This is a genomic window from Asticcacaulis endophyticus (genome assembly GCF_014652575.1).
Taxonomy (GTDB): domain Bacteria; phylum Pseudomonadota; class Alphaproteobacteria; order Caulobacterales; family Caulobacteraceae; genus Asticcacaulis; species Asticcacaulis endophyticus.
This window is the reverse complement of the sequence record NZ_BMZB01000003.1, coordinates 251,859-270,809: the sequence shown is the minus strand read 5'-3', so window position 1 is coordinate 270,809 and position 18,951 is coordinate 251,859. Positions and strand designations below refer to the sequence as shown.

General features: G+C 54.3%; 18 protein-coding genes and 3 tRNA genes. 2 read left to right on the top strand and 19 right to left on the bottom strand.

Annotated features, from left to right (window positions below):
- Nucleotides 1-28: 28 nt before the first annotated feature.
- From lpdA to rpmF, 8 genes are all read right to left on the bottom strand, one after another.
- Nucleotides 29-1,429 carry a dihydrolipoyl dehydrogenase gene (lpdA, locus tag IE102_RS12365; RefSeq protein ID WP_189487095.1) on the bottom strand — a complete coding sequence of 467 codons (1,401 nt, stop codon included), beginning with the start codon at nt 1,427-1,429 and terminating at the stop codon, nt 29-31.
- A gap of 105 nt (nt 1,430-1,534) precedes the next feature.
- Nucleotides 1,535-2,806: a pyruvate dehydrogenase complex dihydrolipoamide acetyltransferase gene (locus tag IE102_RS12360; protein WP_189487411.1), complete on the bottom strand. Its 1,272-nt coding sequence runs from the start codon at nt 2,804-2,806 to the stop codon at nt 1,535-1,537.
- An 8-nt stretch (nt 2,807-2,814) separates the two neighbouring features.
- Nucleotides 2,815-4,164 (bottom strand): pyruvate dehydrogenase complex E1 component subunit beta, encoded by a 1,350-nt coding sequence (locus IE102_RS12355; protein ID WP_189487091.1) that lies wholly within the window; start codon nt 4,162-4,164, stop codon nt 2,815-2,817.
- An 11-nt stretch (nt 4,165-4,175) separates the two neighbouring features.
- Entirely contained in the window at nt 4,176-5,204 is a 1,029-nt protein-coding gene (gene pdhA / locus IE102_RS12350) for a pyruvate dehydrogenase (acetyl-transferring) E1 component subunit alpha (protein WP_189487089.1), read from the bottom strand.
- A 95-nt stretch (nt 5,205-5,299) separates the two neighbouring features.
- On the bottom strand, nt 5,300-5,614 hold the full coding sequence (locus IE102_RS12345; protein ID WP_189487087.1) for an FtsB family cell division protein: 315 nt from the start codon (nt 5,612-5,614) through the stop codon (nt 5,300-5,302).
- A gap of 304 nt (nt 5,615-5,918) precedes the next feature.
- Nucleotides 5,919-7,196: a phosphopyruvate hydratase gene (gene eno / locus IE102_RS12340; protein WP_189487085.1), complete on the bottom strand. Its 1,278-nt coding sequence runs from the start codon at nt 7,194-7,196 to the stop codon at nt 5,919-5,921.
- An 85-nt stretch (nt 7,197-7,281) separates the two neighbouring features.
- The gene (locus IE102_RS12335) at nt 7,282-7,941 is read right to left on the bottom strand and encodes an HAD hydrolase-like protein (RefSeq protein ID WP_189487084.1); all 660 of its coding nucleotides are present in this window, start codon (nt 7,939-7,941) and stop codon (nt 7,282-7,284) included.
- Between the two features lie 85 nt (nt 7,942-8,026).
- Nucleotides 8,027-8,209 (bottom strand): 50S ribosomal protein L32, encoded by a 183-nt coding sequence (gene rpmF, locus IE102_RS12330; protein ID WP_189487082.1) that lies wholly within the window; start codon nt 8,207-8,209, stop codon nt 8,027-8,029.
- A gap of 433 nt (nt 8,210-8,642) precedes the next feature.
- On the opposite strand from rpmF, the gene IE102_RS12325 reads away from it, so the two are divergent.
- Complete coding sequence (locus IE102_RS12325; protein WP_189487080.1) at nt 8,643-9,110, top strand: glycine zipper 2TM domain-containing protein; 468 nt, start codon at nt 8,643-8,645, stop codon at nt 9,108-9,110.
- Between the two features lie 57 nt (nt 9,111-9,167).
- On the opposite strand, the gene rplA is transcribed toward IE102_RS12325, so the two are convergent.
- The 11 genes from rplA to IE102_RS12270 all read right to left on the bottom strand — a co-directional run bounded on the left by rplA (nt 9,168) and on the right by IE102_RS12270 (nt 17,876).
- Nucleotides 9,168-9,857, bottom strand: a complete 690-nt coding sequence (gene rplA / locus IE102_RS12320; RefSeq protein ID WP_189487078.1) for a 50S ribosomal protein L1 — start codon at nt 9,855-9,857, stop codon at nt 9,168-9,170.
- An 11-nt stretch (nt 9,858-9,868) separates the two neighbouring features.
- Entirely contained in the window at nt 9,869-10,297 is a 429-nt protein-coding gene (gene rplK / locus IE102_RS12315) for a 50S ribosomal protein L11 (protein WP_189487076.1), read from the bottom strand.
- 220 nt (nt 10,298-10,517) lie between these two features.
- Nucleotides 10,518-11,090: a transcription termination/antitermination protein NusG gene (gene nusG / locus IE102_RS12310; RefSeq protein ID WP_189487074.1), complete on the bottom strand. Its 573-nt coding sequence runs from the start codon at nt 11,088-11,090 to the stop codon at nt 10,518-10,520.
- A gap of 12 nt (nt 11,091-11,102) precedes the next feature.
- Nucleotides 11,103-11,429, bottom strand: coding sequence for a preprotein translocase subunit SecE (gene secE / locus IE102_RS12305; RefSeq protein ID WP_189487073.1), 327 nt, complete (start codon nt 11,427-11,429; stop codon nt 11,103-11,105).
- Between the two features lie 73 nt (nt 11,430-11,502).
- A tRNA-Trp gene (locus IE102_RS12300) sits at nt 11,503-11,578 on the bottom strand.
- Between the two features lie 185 nt (nt 11,579-11,763).
- Nucleotides 11,764-12,633, bottom strand: coding sequence for a GIN domain-containing protein (locus tag IE102_RS12295; RefSeq protein ID WP_189487071.1), 870 nt, complete (start codon nt 12,631-12,633; stop codon nt 11,764-11,766).
- A 105-nt stretch (nt 12,634-12,738) separates the two neighbouring features.
- Nucleotides 12,739-14,946: a S9 family peptidase gene (locus IE102_RS12290; RefSeq protein ID WP_189487070.1), complete on the bottom strand. Its 2,208-nt coding sequence runs from the start codon at nt 14,944-14,946 to the stop codon at nt 12,739-12,741.
- Nucleotides 14,947-15,038: 92 nt separating this feature from the next.
- Nucleotides 15,039-16,193 (bottom strand): GNAT family N-acetyltransferase, encoded by a 1,155-nt coding sequence (locus IE102_RS12285; RefSeq protein ID WP_189487068.1) that lies wholly within the window; start codon nt 16,191-16,193, stop codon nt 15,039-15,041.
- A 183-nt stretch (nt 16,194-16,376) separates the two neighbouring features.
- Nucleotides 16,377-17,567 (bottom strand): elongation factor Tu, encoded by a 1,191-nt coding sequence (gene tuf / locus IE102_RS12280; RefSeq protein ID WP_189487066.1) that lies wholly within the window; start codon nt 17,565-17,567, stop codon nt 16,377-16,379.
- A gap of 48 nt (nt 17,568-17,615) precedes the next feature.
- Nucleotides 17,616-17,689 (bottom strand) — tRNA-Gly (locus tag IE102_RS12275).
- A gap of 103 nt (nt 17,690-17,792) precedes the next feature.
- Nucleotides 17,793-17,876 (bottom strand) — tRNA-Tyr (locus IE102_RS12270).
- 184 nt (nt 17,877-18,060) lie between these two features.
- Here IE102_RS12270 and rlmB point away from each other — a divergent pair.
- On the top strand, nt 18,061-18,939 hold the full coding sequence (gene rlmB / locus IE102_RS12265; RefSeq protein WP_189487065.1) for a 23S rRNA (guanosine(2251)-2'-O)-methyltransferase RlmB: 879 nt from the start codon (nt 18,061-18,063) through the stop codon (nt 18,937-18,939).
- The last annotated feature ends 12 nt before the right edge of the window (nt 18,940-18,951 follow it).

The window sequence follows — 18,951 nt, the reverse complement described above, 5'->3', positions numbered from 1 at the left end:
CGGGCTTTTCGTCTCGTTTAAATGTCGTTTAGGTGTTGATGACCCGACCATCGGCATCTAGCGAGGCTTCGAGAATAGCTTCCGACATGGTCGGGTGCGGGAACACCGTGCCCTGCAAGTCTTCTTCGGTGGCTTCCATGGTGATCGCCAGACAAAAGCCCTGCACCATTTCGGTCACGTTTGCACCGATCATGTGCGCCCCTAAAAGCGCGCCAGTCTTCTTCTCAAAAATGACCTTCACAAAACCAAGCGTTTCAGACGACGCCACCGCCCGGCCATTGGCGCGGAAGGGGAAGCGTCCGATTTTAACGTCAAGCTTTTGTTCCTTGGCCGCCTGCTCGGTGATACCGACAGAGGCGACTTCGGGGGTGGCGTAGGTGCAGCCCGGAATCGGCGGATTGAGATTGGACAGCTTGCGACCGGCCATATAATCCGCTGCGTGCACCGCTTCGTGAGACGCCTTGTGCGCTAACCAAGGCGGCCCGGCGCAGTCACCAATGGCATAAAGACCTTTGACGTTGGTCTTGCCGTGGCTGTCGTTTTTGACATGGCCGCGGTCCATGACCACACCCAGCTTTTCAAGGCCGATGCCGTCAGTATTAGCCACGATACCCACTGCGACAATGCAGCCTTCGGCGGTCAGAACTTCTGACTTTCCAGCCACTTCGACATGAACCGCCACGCCCTTGGCGGGCTTTTCGATCTTGGTGACCTTGGCGCCGACGCGGAAATTGATGCCACGCTTTTTGAAAGCTTTAAGCGCCTCCGCCGACACTTCATGATCTTCGACCGGCAGGATGCGGTCCATGGCCTCAACGACCGTAACCTCAGTCCCCAGCGCCTGATAGAAGCTGGCAAATTCGATCCCAATAGCGCCTGAACCAATGATAATCAGCGACTTAGGCTGAGACTTTGGTGCCAAAGCGTTACGATAGGTCCAGATACGTTCACCGTCGGAGACCGCACCGATGGCCGGAATTTCCCGTGCACGCGCGCCGACGGCCAGCATGACGTTCTTGGCTTCAACCGTCTGGGTGCCTCCAGCTTTGAGCGTCACAACAACCTTGGGTGAATCTTTACCGGGCTCTAATACCGCTGAGCCTTCAATGACGTCGATTTTGTTTTTCTTCATGAGATAGGCGACACCGCCGCTCATGGTCTTGGTCACGCCGCGCGAACGCTGAATGACCTTTTCAAAATCATAGCCCGGATTAGAGGCCGACAGACCGTAATCCTCAAGATGATGAAGCTTATCATAGACTTCGGCCGATTTAAGCAGCGCTTTGGCCGGAATACAGCCCCAGTTCAGGCAAATACCGCCCAAGGCTTCACGCTCGACAATCGCGACCTTAAGGCCATTCTGAGAGGCACGGATGGCACCTTCGTAACCGCCTGGGCCGGAACCGATAACAACGAGATCATAAGACATGGAGAGAGTTCCTCCTAAGCATCGCCCGAAACATGTTTAGCGGTTTTCGGATCAGCGATGCGACAAATAAAATGTAAAAACAGGCGCACCATCGTGCGCCCGTTTTTATGCCAGCATCTTAATCGGATCTTGCAACAGATCCTTCAGAGCTGTGATGTACTTAGCACCGATCGAACCATCGACCACGCGGTGATCGCAGGTCAGTGTCACCGTCATGACGGTGGCTACCGCCAACTGACCACCCTTGACGACCGGGCGCTGTTCGCCAGCCCCGACAGACAGGATGCAGCCTTGTGGTTCGTTGATGATCGAGGCGAATTGCTTGATTCCAAACATACCAAGATTGGACACAGAGAAGGTCCCACCCTGGAATTCTTCGGGTTTCAGCTTGCGATCACGGGCACGCCCCGCCAGATCCTTGGTTTCTTTGGCGATCTGAGCCAGAGATTTCGTCTCAGCCTTGCGAATGATCGGTGTGATCAGGCCGCCATCAATCGCCACGGCCATAGCAATATCGGCATTGTGATGCATGGCGATGCCTTCGGGTGTGAAGGACGCATTGGCTTCCGGCACTTGCTTAAGTGCCAGCGCTACCGCCTTAATGACGATGTCGTTGACCGAAACCTTAACGCCTTGCGATTCCAGCGCCGTGTTGATCTTGGCGCGCGCCGCCAGCAGATTATCGATCTCAATATCGATCGTCAGCGGGAAGTGAGGAATATCGCGGAAGCTGTCGGTCAGACGGCGGGCGATAACCTTGCGCATGCCATCCAGCGGCACCAGATCGTAGGAACCCGGTGCGATGCCCAGTTGCTCCAGAGATTGCACCTTACGCGGTTCACTGGCCGCGGCGGCAGCAGGTGCTGACCCGGCTTTACCGACCCCGGTTTTCAGGGCTTCTTCGATATCGCGTTTGATCACACGGCCATGTGGACCGGTGCCTTTGAGCAGTTTGAGATCAAGCTTATTGATCTCAGCCAGACGCCGCGCCAAGGGCGATGCCGCCACCCGCGCACCAGATGATGCCGCCGGAGCTGATACCGGGGCAGGCGCCGCTACTGGAGCCACTTCCGCCTTTGGGGCTTCAGCTTTGGCTGGCTCAGCCGCCTTTTGAGGCGCCGGCGCGGCAGAACCTCCCTCACCGGCTAAGCGTGCGATCGGCGTATTGACCTTGACGCCTTCGGTGCCAGCCTCAATCAGGATGGCTTCGATAGTGCCTTCGTCGACGGCTTCGACTTCCATCGTCGCCTTATCGGTTTCGATCTCAGCAATCACGTCACCGGCGGAGACCGTGTCCCCAACCTTAACGTGCCACTTCGCCAGAATGCCCTCTTCCATCGTAGGCGAAAGGGCCGGCATCAGAATATCAGTCATGATGTATTCCCTTACTTGTACGAGACTTGTTTGACGGCCGCGATGATTTTCTCAACGCTCGGCACCGTCAGGGCTTCGAGGTTGGCAGCATACGGCATGGGCACGTCTTCCTGATGAACGCGCGCAGGCGGCGCATCCAGATCGTCGAACGCATCCGCCGTCACGCGGGCAGCGATTTCAGCACCGACGCCGCAAGGGCCCCAGCCTTCTTCTACCGTGACCAGACGGTTGGTCTTCTTAACCGAAGCAATAACCGTGTCGGTATCCAGCGGACGCAGGGTACGCAGGTTAACGACTTCGGCTTCAATGCCTTCAGCCGCTAATTGTTCAGCGGCTTTCAGGGCAAAACCGACCATGCGTGAGTGGGCAACGATAGTAACATCCTTGCCTTCGCGTTGGATCTTGGCCTTGCCGATCGGCAGGACAAAGTCTTCGACGGCAGGAATTTCGAACTCAAGACCGTACATCATTTCATGTTCAAGGAACACAACCGGGTTCGGATCGCGGATAGCTGCTTTCAGAAGGCCCTTGGCGTCGGCCGCGTCGTAAGGGGCTACGACCTTAAGACCGGGGATGTTCGCATACCAAGCCGAATAGTCCTGAGAATGTTGCGCGCCTACGCGAGCGGCGGCACCGTTAGGGCCACGATAGACGATAGACGACTTGATCTGACCACCCGACATATAGAGCGTCTTGGCTGATGAGTTCAGAATATGGTCAATCGCTTGCATAGCGAAATTGAACGTCATGAACTCGATAATCGGCTTAAGGCCTGCCATAGCGGCCCCGGCACCAACACCGGCAAAGCCCATTTCGGTGATAGGCGTATCGATCACGCGACGGTCACCAAACTCTTCCAGCAGACCGCGTGAAACCTTATAGGCCCCCTGATACTGGGCGACTTCCTCACCCATCAGGAAGACCTTTTCGTCACGGCGCATTTCTTCGGCCATGGCATCGCGCAGGGCGTCACGGACGGTGATTTTCACCATCGGCGTACCTTCGGGGAACTCAGGATCGCGAAGCTCCGGCTTGGCCGGTGCTGCCGCTTCTGCAGGTTTATCCTCAGTCACGGCTTGTACTGTGGGAGCCTCTGACTTCGCCGGGGCAGGTGATGCGCTTTCACCACCCGCCAGACGGGCAATAGGGGTGTTGACCTTCACACCTTCAGTACCGGCGTCGATTAGAATGGCTTCGATCACACCTTCATCGACGGCTTCGACTTCCATCGTCGCCTTATCGGTTTCAATTTCAGCAATCACGTCGCCGGCAGAGACGGTATCGCCCGCCTTAACCAGCCACTTCGACAGCGTGCCCTCTTCCATAGTCGGTGAGAGCGCGGGCATTAAAATATCAGTCATATGTTTAAACCTTACGCCTCAAGATAGACATCTGTGTAAAGCTCGGACGGGTCCGGCTCAGGGCTGGTCTGGGCGAATTCCACAGCTTCCAGGACGATGGCCTTGATCTCGTTATCAATGACCTTAAGTTCGTCCTCGGTAACCCCAGCCTGCTCGATCATTGTTTTGATATGATCAATCGGATCGCGGTTCTTTTTAACGTCATCGACCTCTTCCTTGGTGCGGTATTTGGCCGGATCGGACATGGAGTGGCCGCGGTAGCGATAGGTCTTCATCTCAAGGATGTAGGGGCCATTGCCAGAACGGGCATGCTCAGACGCGCGCAAACCGGCCTCATAGACGGCAAATACATCCATGCCGTCAACCTGCTCGCCCGGAATGCCAAATGACGCACCGCGCATATAAAGCTCAGTGGTGGCCGATGCCCGTGCAAGGCTGGTGCCCATGGCGTATTCGTTGTTCTCGATCACATACACGACCGGCAGCTTCCATAGCTTGGCCATGTTGAAGCTCTCGTAAACCTGGCCTTGGTTAGCCGCCCCGTCACCGAAGTAGGTGTATGAGACATTGCCATTTTGCTTATAGAAGTCAGCAAAAGCCAGACCGGTCCCCAGCGAGACCTGAGCCCCGACGATCCCATGACCGCCAAAGAAGCCGGTTTCGATGTCAAACATGTGCATCGAACCGCCCTTGCCTTTGGACGAACCCCCAATACGGCCGGTCAGTTCGGCCATGACCTCTTTCGGGTCCATGCCTGCGGCCAGCATATGACCGTGGTCACGGTAGCCGGTGATAACCTGATCCCCGTCAATCGAGGCGGACTCCATACCGACGGCAACCGCTTCCTGACCGATATAAAGGTGGCAGAAGCCCCCGATCAGGCCCATGCCGTATAGCTGACCGGCACGCTCTTCGAAGCGGCGGATCAGCAGCATTTCGCGATAATATTTTAAAAGATCATCTTTGGACGTATTACGGTTCACAGATGGGGTGGAGTTGGAACCTTGGGTTCCGTCACTTGCCTTAGCGGCACGCGCCATGAATACCTCCCTGAGCATCATGTTAAAAAGTCAGAATAAATTAGACGCTATCCATTTATGAGAAGGATGGCCCCTCGTAAAGGCCCCTTGCTGTGTCAGGAATTAGCGCTTTTGTCGATTTGATCGCGGATCACATATTCGTTAGCTTCACCGAAGCCGAGAATAACGCGCGCACGCTCTTCAAGTAAATCCTTTGAAAGATTATCTGTGCGTAGATAACGCGCCCTTGCCTCAAGATCCTGACGTTCGGATTTGAGCTTTTCAAGTTTATTTTCAGCAACCATGAGGTCTTTTTGTCTGTTATCTTGTGAAAACAAACCTTTATCGCCAGTCATAAACTGAACGCAGCAATAGGCCAACAATATAGATAGGATTGCGGTAGGCAAATAAGGTCTCAGGTGTAAAAACACGACTTACGCCCTTTCTGGACGGCGGACAGCATTAAGGCTCAATTTGACGCCCGCCCGTTAACAAACTGTTACCAATGATGTCTTTGATCAACAAAGAATTTATCACTTTTCCCAACAAAAATCGGCGCAAGTGTTAGATTTTGCGCGCCCACTTCATTCGTTTTTGGCGGATATGTAAAAAATCTTTCCCAATGCGTAAAGTTGATTGATTTTGATCAGGCGTTTACGGCGATTCCATAGGCACATAAAATAACGGCGGGAAAGTTGCCCTTCCCGCCGTCACAATATTTATGGACATACGTCTTTAAGAGCGAATAACACTCAGGCCCGCATAGACCGCTTCGATATCAAGCTGAGATTCAATGCGCAGCAGTTGATTATATTTTGCAAGGCGGTCAGAGCGTGCCAGAGATCCCGTCTTGATCTGCCCGCAGTTCAGCGCCACCGACAGGTCAGCAATCGTCGAATCCTCAGTCTCGCCCGAACGGTGCGACATGACCGAGGTGTAGCCCGCACGGTGGGCCATATCGACCGCATCGAGTGTTTCGGACAAGGTGCCGATCTGATTGACCTTAACCAGGATGGAATTGGCCAGGCCTTCGACGATGCCCATTTCCAGACGATTTGGGTTGGTCACGAACAAATCGTCACCCACCAACTGAAGGCTGTCGCCCAGACGCTCTGTCAATGCCGCCCAGCCTTCAAAATCGTCTTCGGCCATGCCATCTTCGATCGAACAGATCGGGAAGGCCTCAGCCAGCTTGGCCAGATAGTCCACCATGCCCATCGCATCGACGGTCTTGCCTTCGCCTTCCATGACATACTTGCCGTCCTTGAAGAACTCAGTCGACGCCACGTCCATAGCCAGCCAGAAATCCTGTCCGGCCTTGTAACCGGCCTGCTCACCGGCCTTCATGATGAAGGACAATGCCTCTTCGGCCGACCCAAGGTTCGGCGCAAAGCCACCTTCATCACCGACGTTCGTATTATGGCCGGCGGACTTCAGGCCTTTTTTAAGAGCGTGGAAGATTTCCGCACCCATGCGCAAAGCCTCAGAGAAGGTCTCGGCGCCTGCCGGGACAATCATGAACTCCTGAATGTCGATGGGGTTATCAGCATGGGCACCGCCATTGATGATGTTCATCAGTGGCACCGGCAGGACGCGGGCAGAGATACCGCCCACATACTTATAGAGCGGCAGACCCGATGACAGCGCCGCCGCGCGGGCAGTCGCCAGAGAGACGCCCAGAATAGCGTTAGCGCCCAAACGTGACTTGTTTTCCGTACCATCCAGATTGATCAGGGTCTGATCAAGGCGGCGCTGATCGCGCGCATCGAAACCTGACAGCGTGTCAAAGATTTCCGTGTTGACCGCATCAACGGCTTGCAACACGCCCTTGCCCAGATAACGCTTGGCATCACCATCGCGCTTTTCGACCGCTTCGTGGGCGCCGGTTGACGCACCTGACGGAACGGCTGCGCGTCCGAACGAGCCATCTTCGAGGGTCACATCGACTTCAACGGTCGGATTGCCTCTGGAATCGAGAATTTCACGCGCAACTATATCAATGATTTCCGTCATGGGGAGCGTCCTTAAAAGGCTTCATCTAACGGCTTGGGATTAGAGGAGAACCGCCCGCTTCGCAAGTCGTGATAACGCTAACGCTTCATATATTGGGATGAAAACCTGACGGCGGCCTGAGAGCCGTTAATATGTCTTGCGGGCACTCAAACAAATGATCAGGGTTTTCACGCCGTAATCGGTCGGCATTGGCAAAGCCCCAGCTTACGGCCCCAACCTTAAAGCCCGCAACGCGCGCGGCTTCTATATCGCGGATCTCATCCCCGACCGACAAGACACAGCTTGCCTCCGTGCCCGCCGCCTTTAGCAAAGCCTTGAACTTCGCCGCCTTACCAAACAGGCTAGCCCCGCAGGCATAGTGGTCGATAAGTCTTGCGATATCTGCCCCCAGTACGGTTTCCACATTTTCACGCGCATTAGAGGTGACAACCGCTACCTTAATCCCCTGATGTTTGAGCGTGGTGATCACCTCGCCTATACCGTCAAACAGAGTAATACGATCTATATGCTGTCCCTGAAGCTTGCGAACATGGGTCATGATCATGGGTAGCTTCCACATCGGTACCCGATGATGCGCCAGCAATTCACGCGCGCCCATATCCCTCAGCGCCCTCAGATTATTGCGATCCCCGCGATCATAGCCGAACTTATCGGCCACTTCGTCAAAGATATCGAGGAACCAGCCAAACGAATCAGCCAGCGTCCCATCGAAATCAAAAATCACGAGCGTGTAGGGAATCGTCATCCCCAGACCATAACCGCAATTCAGACATAAAAAAACACGGCCCATTATGAGCCGTGTTTTAAATCTTGATCGTAATCCGAAAAAGTTAGTCCTTTTTCGGCGTCAAAACCTGACGGCCCTTGTACATGCCGGTCTTCAGGTCGACGTGGTGCGGACGGCGCAGCTCGCCCGTATCCTTGTCTTCGGTGTAAGGATTGGCGCCGAGTGCATGGTGCGAACGACGCATGTTGCGCCGTGAAGGCGATACTTTCCGCTTAGGTACGGCCATTTCCGTCTCTCTTCTTTAAAGTTGTGCTACCGCTTCGTTGCCTTAAGCATCTAACGATATCGCCGAAAGCTTTATGTCCAGCCCTCAAGCGCGAATAGGGGAAGGCATCTCTTATGATATGCCAGAAGGCGGGCCTTATGCCTCAAGACGGACGTATGATCAAGGTCATTTTCACGAATATGGTGAAAATATCAGGCTTTGATCACACATACCGGCACATTCGCTTTATTCGGCACTTATAAACATTAAAGGTATCAACATAAACAGGCCATAATCCATTCAGTTACCATTCAGGTTCACTGCGGCAATCTGTTTCCATACTGACACATTACGTCAACGCACGGTGAAGAGTATGGAAACGCAAACACATTCAAAAAACCCATTAATACGCCACCTTCCCAAGGCTGCGATCGCTTTAGGGCTAGGGCTGGCCATGGCACTGCCCTCGGTGGCCTCAGCCTATGATGGCTACTGTTACGCCCGCCAAAGAGAGGCCCAGACTAACGGCACGGTGATCGGTGCCATAGCCGGGGCCGCTCTGGGCAGCAATATTGCCGGACGCGGCGACCGTACCGAAGGTGCGATTGCCGGTGCGGTTCTGGGCGGCGTTGTAGGCAACAGTGCGGGGCGCAACAGCGTTGATTGCTATGAGGGCCGCTATTACTCATACGATGATAGCGGCTATTACGATCCCCCGCCGCCACCGCGCGGCTATGTCGCTGTCTATTATAATGACCGCCCGCGCTATGGCTATCGCAACGTCTACCGCGAACGCTATTACGGCCACTACGGCCCGCCGCCCCGCGCCTATTATCGTGATCGTGACCGGCATAATCGATACGATCGCCATGACCGTCACGATCGTCACGATCGAGGCCACCACGGACATCGCGACCGTTAATAATAAAAAAGCCGCCCTGCAAAACAGGGCGGCTTTAATTTTAGCATCAGTCCGATGTTAGCCTTGGGCCGACGACGTATCGACCTTCACGCCCGGGCCCATGGTCGAAGACAGCGAAATCTTACGAACATAGAGACCCTTGGCACCCGACGGACGGGCTTTAACCAGAGCGTCAACCAGAGCGCGGACGTTCAACTCAAGCGCTTCGGTGGTGAAGGACACCTTGCCGACGCCAGCGTGAACAATACCGGTCTTTTCAACGCGGAACTCAACGGCACCGGACTTAGCGTCCTTAACAGCCTGAGCAACGTTTGGCGTAACGGTGCCGACCTTCGGGTTCGGCATCAGACCGCGCGGGCCAAGCACCTTACCCAGACGACCGACCAGAGCCATCATGTCCGGAGACGCGATAACGCGGTCAAAGTCCATGAAGCCGCCCTGAATCTTTTCGACCAGGTCTTCGGCACCGACGACTTCAGCGCCAGCGGCCAAAGCTTCTTCAGCCTTCTTGTCCTTGGCGAACACGGCTACGCGAACGTCCTTGCCGGTGCCGGACGGCAGTTGAACGACACCGCGAACCTGCTGGTCAGCGTGGCGAGGGTCAACGCCCAGATTGATGGCGATTTCAACGGATTCGTCGAACTTGGCCTTGGCGTTGGTTTTCACAACATTCAGGGCGTCGGTGACAGTGTGCAGCTTTACGGAATCAACATCCCAAGCCTTGATGCGCTTTGCAATTTTGGTCATCAGAATTCCCCTTAATCGACGATCTTCAGACCCATCGAACGGGCTGAGCCCTCGATGATCTTAGCGGCGGAAGCGATGTCGTGAGCCGACAGATCCTTCATCTTCTTTTCAGCGATTTCACGAAGCTGAGCTTGCGTGATCTGGCCAGCGCTGTCGCGACCGGGCTTGGTCGAACCGGACTTAAGGCCCAGAGCTTGCTTGATGAAGAAGGTCGCAGGCGGTGTCTTGGTCACAAACGTGAACGACTTGTCCTGATAAACCGTGATGATGGTCGGCAGCGGTGTGCCTTTTTCCACGTTTTCAGTACGGGCGTTGAATTCCTTACAGAAACCCATGATGTTCACGCCGCGTTGACCCAGTGCGGGGCCGATGGGGGGCGAAGGTGTGGCCGAGCCAGCCTTCACCTGGAGCTTGATGTAGCCCAGGATTTTCTTAGCCATTGGATATCTCCTGTAATCCCGATATATTGGGATATTGTGAGCCGTGGTATGGATGGCCTTAGCTATCGGCCTCCCACGGATTTAACTCCGCATTACGCGAAGAGCGGGCGCTATAGCCGGTTTCCCAGACATGCGCAACCGCTTCAAAATAAAAAAGCCAGGTTTTGCAACGGAAAACCCTGCAAAACCTGGCTTTGAACTTAATAATCCGGATTGTGGATTATGCGGTCTTCTCAACCTGTGAGAACTCCAGATCAACCGGCGTGGCGCGACCGAAGATAGACACCGAAACCTTAAGGCGGGCATGATCCTGATCGACGCTTTCGACCACACCGTCGAAGCTGGCGAACGGCCCGTCAATGACCTTGATCTTTTCACCGATATCGAACGACAGAACCACCTTGGGCTTTTCAGCGGCGACATCAGCCGTGCCGATGATGCGCTGAACTTCCTTTTCAGTGACCGGGATAGGCTTTTGGCCGGAACCTAAGAACCCCGTGACCTTCGGTGTATTTTTGACGAGGTGATAGGCCTCATCGGTCATTTCCATCTTCACCAGCACATAACCGGGGAAGAACTTGCGTTCGCTGTTGAACTTACGACCGCGGCGGATCTCGACCACATCTTCGGTCGGCACCAGAATCTCAGAGAACTTGTCTTCAAGCCCTTGCGACTTAGCCTGATCACGCAGAGATTCAGCAACCTTCTTCTCGAAGTTTGAATAGGCGTGAACGATGTACCACTTATGGCGCGGATTCGGAGCCAGGGCAGCGTCGAGTGTGTCATTTGCCATGAGCAATGGTCCTTATCTACCGATGTTCGTCAGCCAACTGACGCTGAAGCCCAAAATGCCGTCAACCACAAAGAAGAACGCTGCAGCGACAACCACCATGATCAGAACCATGACGGTCGTGATCCAGGTTTCCTTGCGCGACGTCCAAGTGATCTTACGGGCTTCCTGACGGACTTCCTGAATGAATTTGGCGGGACTAGTCTTTTTCTTAGGTGTCACCGGTGCCGAAGACGCGCTGCTCCCCGCCCCTTGCGCAGACATCTGAGGCTTGGCCACATCCACAGCCCCGGACTTAACCGGCGATACCGTAGGGGTCTTCGAGGTAGGTTTCTTCGCCATAAGAATCGACGTTCCGACTTCTAAACAACAAAACGGAGGCCCAAAAGAATCGTTTTGAGCCTCAGAAAAAAAGTGGCAGGGGCAGAGGGACTCGAACCCACGACTTCCGGTTTTGGAGACCGGCGCTCTACCAGCTGAGCTATACCCCTATGTGATGGCATATTGTACGCAAACCAAATGTTTGCAAGATATGCCTGATACTCAGAATCTCAGTTATTATGACAACTTTCGACCCTTAAGAGCCGTGCGGTGTATCAGCGCTTAACGCCTAGGGCAAGGGGATTTGCAGCTTTCAACTTGATTTTATTGTGGTCAATCGTCGGCTGGCAAGACTTCAGTTACCAAGACTTATGTTGCCCGACCCCATCACAGAGCGCTGTATATTGCCGGTCACTTTTTTAAGATAGACATTCCCGGAGCCGACAATACTGATGTCGACATCTTTTACGGTGCCGCCGTAGTGAAGCTTACCCGAACCGGCAATATTGAGTTCCAGCTTAGGGGATGCGCCATCTACGATCTTAACATCACCCGATCCGGCAATAGCCACTTCACCCGGACCATTAAGCCGCAGAACCGTTATGTCGCCATTTCCGCCGATAGCGGCTTCAAGCTTAGAAATATTTCCGGTGCGCACCGTGCCTGAGCCGCCAATGGCGATACTGGCTGAGCGGGCGTCTCCGATCGTGACATCACCTGAGCCACCGATGCTTATGTCAACCGTCTCAGCGACATGACCGACATGCCAGGTGCCACAGCCAGAAACCGATAGCTCAAGCCGCTGCGCCGTTCCCATTTCACCGTAAACGCCGCCATTTGAACTGATGACGACATCGGCAGGCATTTTAACATAGATGATCGGCAAGTCCTTGACCGGTACCGTCGCCCCGCCCATGCCGCCAAGCGTGACATCTCCGTTTTTGCCATTGACGCATCGTATCGCCTTGGCCTTAAGCCCACCATCCGCGATCAAAGAATCTCCGGACGTTCTGACCATAATCTTGGGGACGCTGGACGAACCATAGGCGACTTTGAGATCAATATCGCTGCGCCCGGAATCAGGTACGATGACAACTCTGGCCGCCATATTACGCAAATCAAGTTCGGACGCCATCAGGGCGTTAGCAGGTGCCGCTGCGGCCGCTATTGCAAGTCCTGAAATCAGACTTGCGGTAGTATAAGCGACCATATGGGTTTGGGTCATTTACGCTTTCCAGACAACATTTTGAGCGCGGCTAAAGAGGCCACAGGTCAATTGTGTGGCCAGCGGTCGCCAAAAACAACTTAATTACTTGTCATGAAAGGATTGTCACGGTTTCAGCTTGCGATCAAAGAAGTCCAGATAAAGCTTGTAACGAAACAGATTCTTGGCATTGCCCCGGACTCCGTGACGCTCTCCGGGGTAAAGCATAAGTTCAAACGGTATCGATTTTTGCTGCAAGGCTTCGATCACCCGCGTTGTATTGGCCAGAATAACATTATCATCGGCCATACCGTGCATCAGCAGCAGGCTGTTGGGTTTCAGATTATCGAGGCGATTTACAACATCATACTTCGCGTAGTTCTCCGCATTGGCCTGCGGTGTGGACATGTAGCGTTCAGTATAGGCCGTATCGTAAAGCCCCCACTCGGTAGGCGGTGCGCCCGCCGCCCCTGCAGCAAACGGGGTGTCTTTGGCGGTCAGCGCCATCAGGGTGACAAATCCACCCTGCGACCAGCCCATCATGCCAATGTGTTCGCCATCAACATAAGGCAGGGTTTTCAACCAGTTGGCGCCCATGATCTGATCATCGATATCAGGCCCGCCGAATTGCTTATAGATCGCCCGCTCAAAAGCCACTGACCGATTAGGCGTGCCACGATTATCCAGTGAAAAGACAATATAGCCCGCCTCCTGGAACAGACGATCCGCTGGATTAACCCACGTTTTTTGCACCATCGCCTTAGCTGGTCCGCCGTAGATGGAGACAATAACCGGATATCTCCTGGACGGATCGAAGCCCTTGGGCTTTAGCATTGACCAGTGCAAATCCTGACCATCAGACGCCTTGAGTGTGCCAAATTCAGGTGCGGAATATTCATCTTTAAACGCGAAGTATGGGTGATTTTGGTCTAGTGCATTTTCTTCGATCCAACGGATCAGCTTGCCCCGCGCATCATAAAGGCCCGTTTGTGAGGGTGTTTTCGGGTCAGAATAGGTGCCGATAAATACCTTGCCGCCATCGGATACAGATGTGACCCACCAGCCACCCGCTGAGGTCACCGCGACCGGAGCGGTTGGGATTTTATAATTGACTTTATACAGGCGGCTTTCGATCGGGGTATCTTTTGACGCCTCAAACCATACGTCTCCCATCGCCTCGTTGACCGAGGCAATATGATCGACCGGCCAATCGCCTTTGGTAACCTGATGGATCAGTTTGCCATCAGCCCCGTAAAGATAGATATGGTTGTTGCCATCGGCCTCGGAGGACCACAAAAAGCGACCATCTTTCAGAGGCTTGAAATCGTTATTGAGATCAATCCAGCTATCGGATGTTTCCGACAAAAACACGGACGCGGCACCGGTCGCCGGATCGACCTTTAACAGATCAAGTTGTTGCTGAGTACGGCTTAAGCGTTGCACATAAAGCGTCTTGCCATCCGCCGCCCAGTTGACACGCGCCAGATAGATATCGCTGTCGTCACCCAGATCGACCTTGATCGCTTCACCGTTCAGAGTTTTGACGTAAAGCTCGACGACTGCGTTTTTAGTCCCCGCTTTAGGGTAACGCTGTTCAATCAGTTTGAACGCCGATCCACCGATTTCAATACGTGGGACAATATCGACCTGGCTTTCATCAACCTTGGCATAGGCGATGCGGGCGCTGTCCGGCGACCACCAATAACCTGTGTAGCGCCCCAGTTCTTCCTGCGCGATAAATTCGGCCACACCGTAGCTTAAAGTGCCATCACCTTTAGGTGTCATGGCCGTCTCGGCACCAGACGCCATGTCTTTCACATAAAGGGTATTGGCGCGCACATAAGACAGGTGCTTGCCCGATGGGCTAAGCTTGGCATCGACTTCATCGTCGGGCGTATCGGTGACCTGAGTGATTTTGCGACTGGCCCGATCGACGCGGTAAATGTCGCCGTCCAGCGGCACCAGAATGGACTTCGATGATCCATCCCAATCATAAGCCACCACACCACGCGCCGATACGCGCATACGCTCACGGCGGGCCTTTTCGGCTTCGGACAACACCTTGCTTGCGGATGACAATTGATCAGCGTCAACGATCACATAGGGCGTCCCGGCCCTCACCGGCACAGCCCAAAGATCCTGAACTTGCGCGTTACTGGCCTTGGGTTTTAGCCACGTCAATATTTCACCATCGGGCGATAATTTGGCACCGACCGCTTTGGGCCCGGATAAGGCCGGATCAGAAAACACCCGCTCAGGTGTGAGAATTTCCGCGTGCGCACTTACCGCCAAACACAATATCCACGCCGACACACCAAACCGAAATACTGACATTTACAACCTCAAACCCTAACTCGTCAGGACGCTAACGGGTGCTTATAACGAACGTCAAGATTATAGAGCTTCATGCATCAAAAAAAGTAACATCAGAAACCAGCATAGGTGCCGCGGAGCAGCAATTCGGGTAACGCGACTGAAATCGCCATACTCATCGACAAACGGCTGCGCTTAATGGCTCTGCGCACAATCTGCCAGCCCCCGTGCAATTGTCCGCTAAGTTTCAACTCGCAGGCACGGACGATACGCAACCGCCGCATCAATTGCGCCCGCAGCCCATTCATGCGCCTCAACGGTTGATGACGGAAGGGCACTGCCGACACATGCCCTTCCCAGCATAGCCCAGAATGGGTGGTTAGCGGCGATTTATAGGCTTCATCGCCGCAGCCGAAATCCACGCGTTTCACATGGCCTGATACCGCTTTCATAATGTCCAGCGTCATCAAAATACCGACACCGTAGCGCGCAAAGGTCGGATCATAGCCCGGAAACCATAGGTGCAGATCGCTGCCACTTTTTAAGGCAACCTCAGCCGCGATGATGCGCTCACCGTGCCTGTAAACACCGGCCATGAGAGCGAAATCATCGCTGTTTTGTTTTGCCAGCGCGTGCAGCATATCGCCGGTCCAGCCGCAGGCGAACACATCATGCAGACCGCTTTGGCGATACTGACTTCGCTTGCAATCAACAATCCATTTTAGGGTTTCCGGTGTGACCGCCCCCCAACTGAACACAAGGTCAGGATAGTCCTTATTCAGATTGCGTCGGCAGCGTTCGGTGTTACGGAAAACCTTTTTGTGCTGTTCGTAATTGCCACTGAAATAGGTTTCAAAACCCGCGGATAAATCGGCATATAGACGCTTTTGGGTCTGCGGGCTTTCACACGGAGCGGAAAGATCAATCAGTCCCTGAAACTCAAAGCGCCGCGCCTTTAACAAACTGACAAGATCACTCAGATCAATATTTTCAACAGCGATTACCGCCTGAAAATCTGTTAAAGGGGCACCGAATGCCTGAATTATGCGACCCCGCTTTTGGAAGGGAAAGAAACCCACCAACCGATCACCGCTATATAGTCTGGCGATAAAGGCCTGGGGAACGGTCTTTGCGATAGCCTGAAAATATCGAACGTCAAAATAAGGCCCCCAAAGTTCAGGCCGTTGTTTGAGGCATTGCGACCAAAGCGCCAGATCCGCCGCATTTAGCTGATCGGCGGTTATGACTTCGATGTGAGTTAATTTCATGCGGTCGGTTCCTGCCCCATTAACCTGATTTTTCGCCGCTCTTTTTTATTAGCTTCATTAGTTTAATATTTTGCAAGCCCATACAACCACATACACAAAAACCCCTCCGGTTTGCACCGAAGGGGTTTGATTTAGCCACCGTCATCTCAGCTTGCGCCAAGTTACGGTCCTAGGGGCTTGCCCCTAGGCGATGATCTTCGCGACGACGCCGGCGCCGACGGTACGGCCGCCTTCACGGATAGCGAAGCGCAGCTTCTCTTCCATGGCGATCGGGGTGATCAGCTCAACATCCAGCTCAGCATTGTCGCCCGGCATGATCATTTCCACGCCTTCTTTCAGCTTCACGATACCGGTCACGTCCGTCGTACGGAAGTAGAACTGCGGACGGTAGTTGGTGAAGAACGGCGTGTGACGACCGCCTTCTTCCTTGTTCAGGATGTAGGCTTCGGCGATGAACTTGGTGTGCGGGGTGATCGAGCCTGGCTTACACAGAACCTGACCGCGCTCAACGTCTTCACGCTTGGTGCCGCGCAGCAGAACGCCGACGTTGTCACCAGCTTGACCCTGGTCCAGCAGCTTGCGGAACATTTCAACGCCCGTGCAGGTCGTCTTTTGAACCGGACGGATGCCGACGATTTCGACTTCTTCACCGACCTTAACGATACCACGCTCGACGCGGCCGGTCACAACCGTACCACGGCCAGAGATCGAGAACACGTCTTCAACCGGCATCAGGAACGGCAGGTCGATTGGGCGCTCAGGCTGCGGGATGTATTCGTCAACCGTCTTCATCAGGGCGATGATCTGGTTTTCACCGATTTCCGGGTTCACGCCATCGGTGGCGGCCTTAGCCGAACCCATGGTGATGGGGATATCGTCGCCGGGGAACTGGTAGGACGACAGAAGTTCACGAACTTCCATTTCAACCAGCTCAAGCAGTTCAGCATCGTCAACAAGGTCAACCTTGTTCATGAACACGACCAGAGCCGGAACGCCGACCTGACGGGCCAGCAGGATGTGTTCACGCGTTTGCGGCATCGGGCCGTCAGCGGCCGAAACCACCAGAATAGCGCCGTCCATCTGAGCAGCACCGGTGATCATGTTCTTCACATAGTCGGCGTGGCCTGGGCAGTCGACGTGGGCATAGTGACGGTTGGCCGTCTCATATTCGACGTGGGCGGTGTTGATGGTGATGCCGCGTGCTTTTTCTTCAGGGGCTGCGTCGATGTCGGCATATGCCTTAGCGACCGCGCCGCCGGACTTGGCCAGCGTCATCGTGATCGCTGCCGTCAGCGTCGTCTTGCCGTGGTCAACGTGACCAATCGTGCCAATGTTGCAGTGCGGCTTAGTACGGTTGAATTTTTCCTTGGCCATAGGTCAGGCTCCGTATTGCCCAGTCGGGCTAAGGTTTTGAAATGAAATTGGAGCGGGTAGACGGGATCGAACCGACATCCTCAGCTTGGAAGGCTGCTGCACTACCATTGTGCTATACCCGCGCACGAAAGCATTCTGCTGTTCAGCAAAACACTTTCGTAAGTTCGATCGGGGACTACAGTTTTTCAAGCCTTTAAGACCTGTCGCGGCAGACAGGTCGTGCGATGGTGGGGGAAGCAGGACTCGAACCTGCGAAGCTTACGCAGGGGATTTACAGTCCCCCCCCTTTGCCGCTCGGGACATTCCCCCATGCGCACGTCTGATTTTCAAGGCTTGAAAACCTGCTGCTTTAAACTCGACCTTTGAAAAAAGGACAAGCCCAAAAACAAAAAAACTTTCTGGTTTCTGTGGATGTCCTCTCTACACATATGTAAAGACAACATCATAATTAGCCAAAAAGCCTGTCAGGCCTCAAATCGGAGCGCGTCTTATAGTGTCCATTAATCGCGAACGCAACGGTCACAAATCCCGTCAGGGCCAAAAATCGCACTTTTCCGCAAAAAGTGCTCCGACAAAGCCCGAAAGCGGCGGTCGCGAGCGCAGTGAATCAAAGCCTAAAACGCCACAAATTCAACGCCATAAGGTATCAGAAGATGGCTGGATATGGGGTGTTCACGCGGTCGAAGCGGCCTTAAAAAATTCAGCCCGCAAAGGGCCATTTCAGCTATTTGCAACTGAAGACCGCGCCAAAGCCCTCCCGCAGGCCCTGATCAGACGCAGTGATCTCAACTTTCGCCCCACGCCGATGGCCGATTTTATGCGCATCCTGCCGCAGGGCGCGGTGCATCAGGGAATCGCCCTCAATGCTCCACCTCCGGAAGGTGACGACCTAGAAACCTTGATGCGTGACCATGGCGTGCTGCTGATGCTTGATCAGGTCACCGACCCTCAGAATGTCGGTGCCATCTTCCGCTCATCGGCGGCATTCGGTGTTCAGGGCCTGATCATGCAGGATCGCCATTCTCCAATCATGCAGGGCGTGCTGGCGAAAACCGCCGCCGGTGCCATGGATATGGTGCCTTTTTCTAAGGTCACCAACTTGTCCCGTGCGCTGGAAAGCTTACGCGATGAGGGCTGGATCAGTATTGGCCTTGCCGGAAATACCGATGACACCTTGCAAGGGGTTCTCGAAACCCTGCCCCAACCGCGCAAGGCGGTGCTGGTGCTGGGCTCCGAAGGCGATGGTCTGCGTCGTTTGGTGGCCGAACACTGCGATCATCTGGCCAAAATCCCGATGCCAGGCGGGTTTGAGAGCCTAAATGTGAGCCACGCCGCCTCTATCGCACTTTATGAAGCCTGCGCCCGCAACTGATCGCTGGACAAG

Excerpts from the sequence above, each read along its gene's own strand:
- lpdA (WP_189487095.1), bottom strand. The coding sequence starts at position 1,429 with ATGTCTTATGATCTCGTTGTTATCGGTTCCGGCCCAGGCGGTTACGAA.
- IE102_RS12355 (WP_189487091.1), bottom strand. The coding sequence starts at position 4,164 with ATGACTGATATTTTAATGCCCGCGCTCTCACCGACTATGGAAGAGGGC.
- pdhA (WP_189487089.1), bottom strand. The coding sequence starts at position 5,204 with ATGGCGCGTGCCGCTAAGGCAAGTGACGGAACCCAAGGTTCCAACTCC.
- eno (WP_189487085.1), bottom strand. The coding sequence starts at position 7,196 with ATGACGGAAATCATTGATATAGTTGCGCGTGAAATTCTCGATTCCAGA.
- IE102_RS12335 (WP_189487084.1), bottom strand. The coding sequence starts at position 7,941 with ATGACGATTCCCTACACGCTCGTGATTTTTGATTTCGATGGGACGCTG.
- rpmF (WP_189487082.1), bottom strand. The coding sequence starts at position 8,209 with ATGGCCGTACCTAAGCGGAAAGTATCGCCTTCACGGCGCAACATGCGT.
- IE102_RS12325 (WP_189487080.1), top strand. The coding sequence starts at position 8,643 with ATGGCACTGCCCTCGGTGGCCTCAGCCTATGATGGCTACTGTTACGCC.
- rplA (WP_189487078.1), bottom strand. The coding sequence starts at position 9,857 with ATGACCAAAATTGCAAAGCGCATCAAGGCTTGGGATGTTGATTCCGTA.
- rplK (WP_189487076.1), bottom strand. The coding sequence starts at position 10,297 with ATGGCTAAGAAAATCCTGGGCTACATCAAGCTCCAGGTGAAGGCTGGC.
- nusG (WP_189487074.1), bottom strand. The coding sequence starts at position 11,090 with ATGGCAAATGACACACTCGACGCTGCCCTGGCTCCGAATCCGCGCCAT.
- secE (WP_189487073.1), bottom strand. The coding sequence starts at position 11,429 with ATGGCGAAGAAACCTACCTCGAAGACCCCTACGGTATCGCCGGTTAAG.
- IE102_RS12295 (WP_189487071.1), bottom strand. The coding sequence starts at position 12,633 with ATGACCCAAACCCATATGGTCGCTTATACTACCGCAAGTCTGATTTCA.
- IE102_RS12290 (WP_189487070.1), bottom strand. The coding sequence starts at position 14,946 with ATGTCAGTATTTCGGTTTGGTGTGTCGGCGTGGATATTGTGTTTGGCG.
- IE102_RS12285 (WP_189487068.1), bottom strand. The coding sequence starts at position 16,193 with ATGAAATTAACTCACATCGAAGTCATAACCGCCGATCAGCTAAATGCG.
- tuf (WP_189487066.1), bottom strand. The coding sequence starts at position 17,567 with ATGGCCAAGGAAAAATTCAACCGTACTAAGCCGCACTGCAACATTGGC.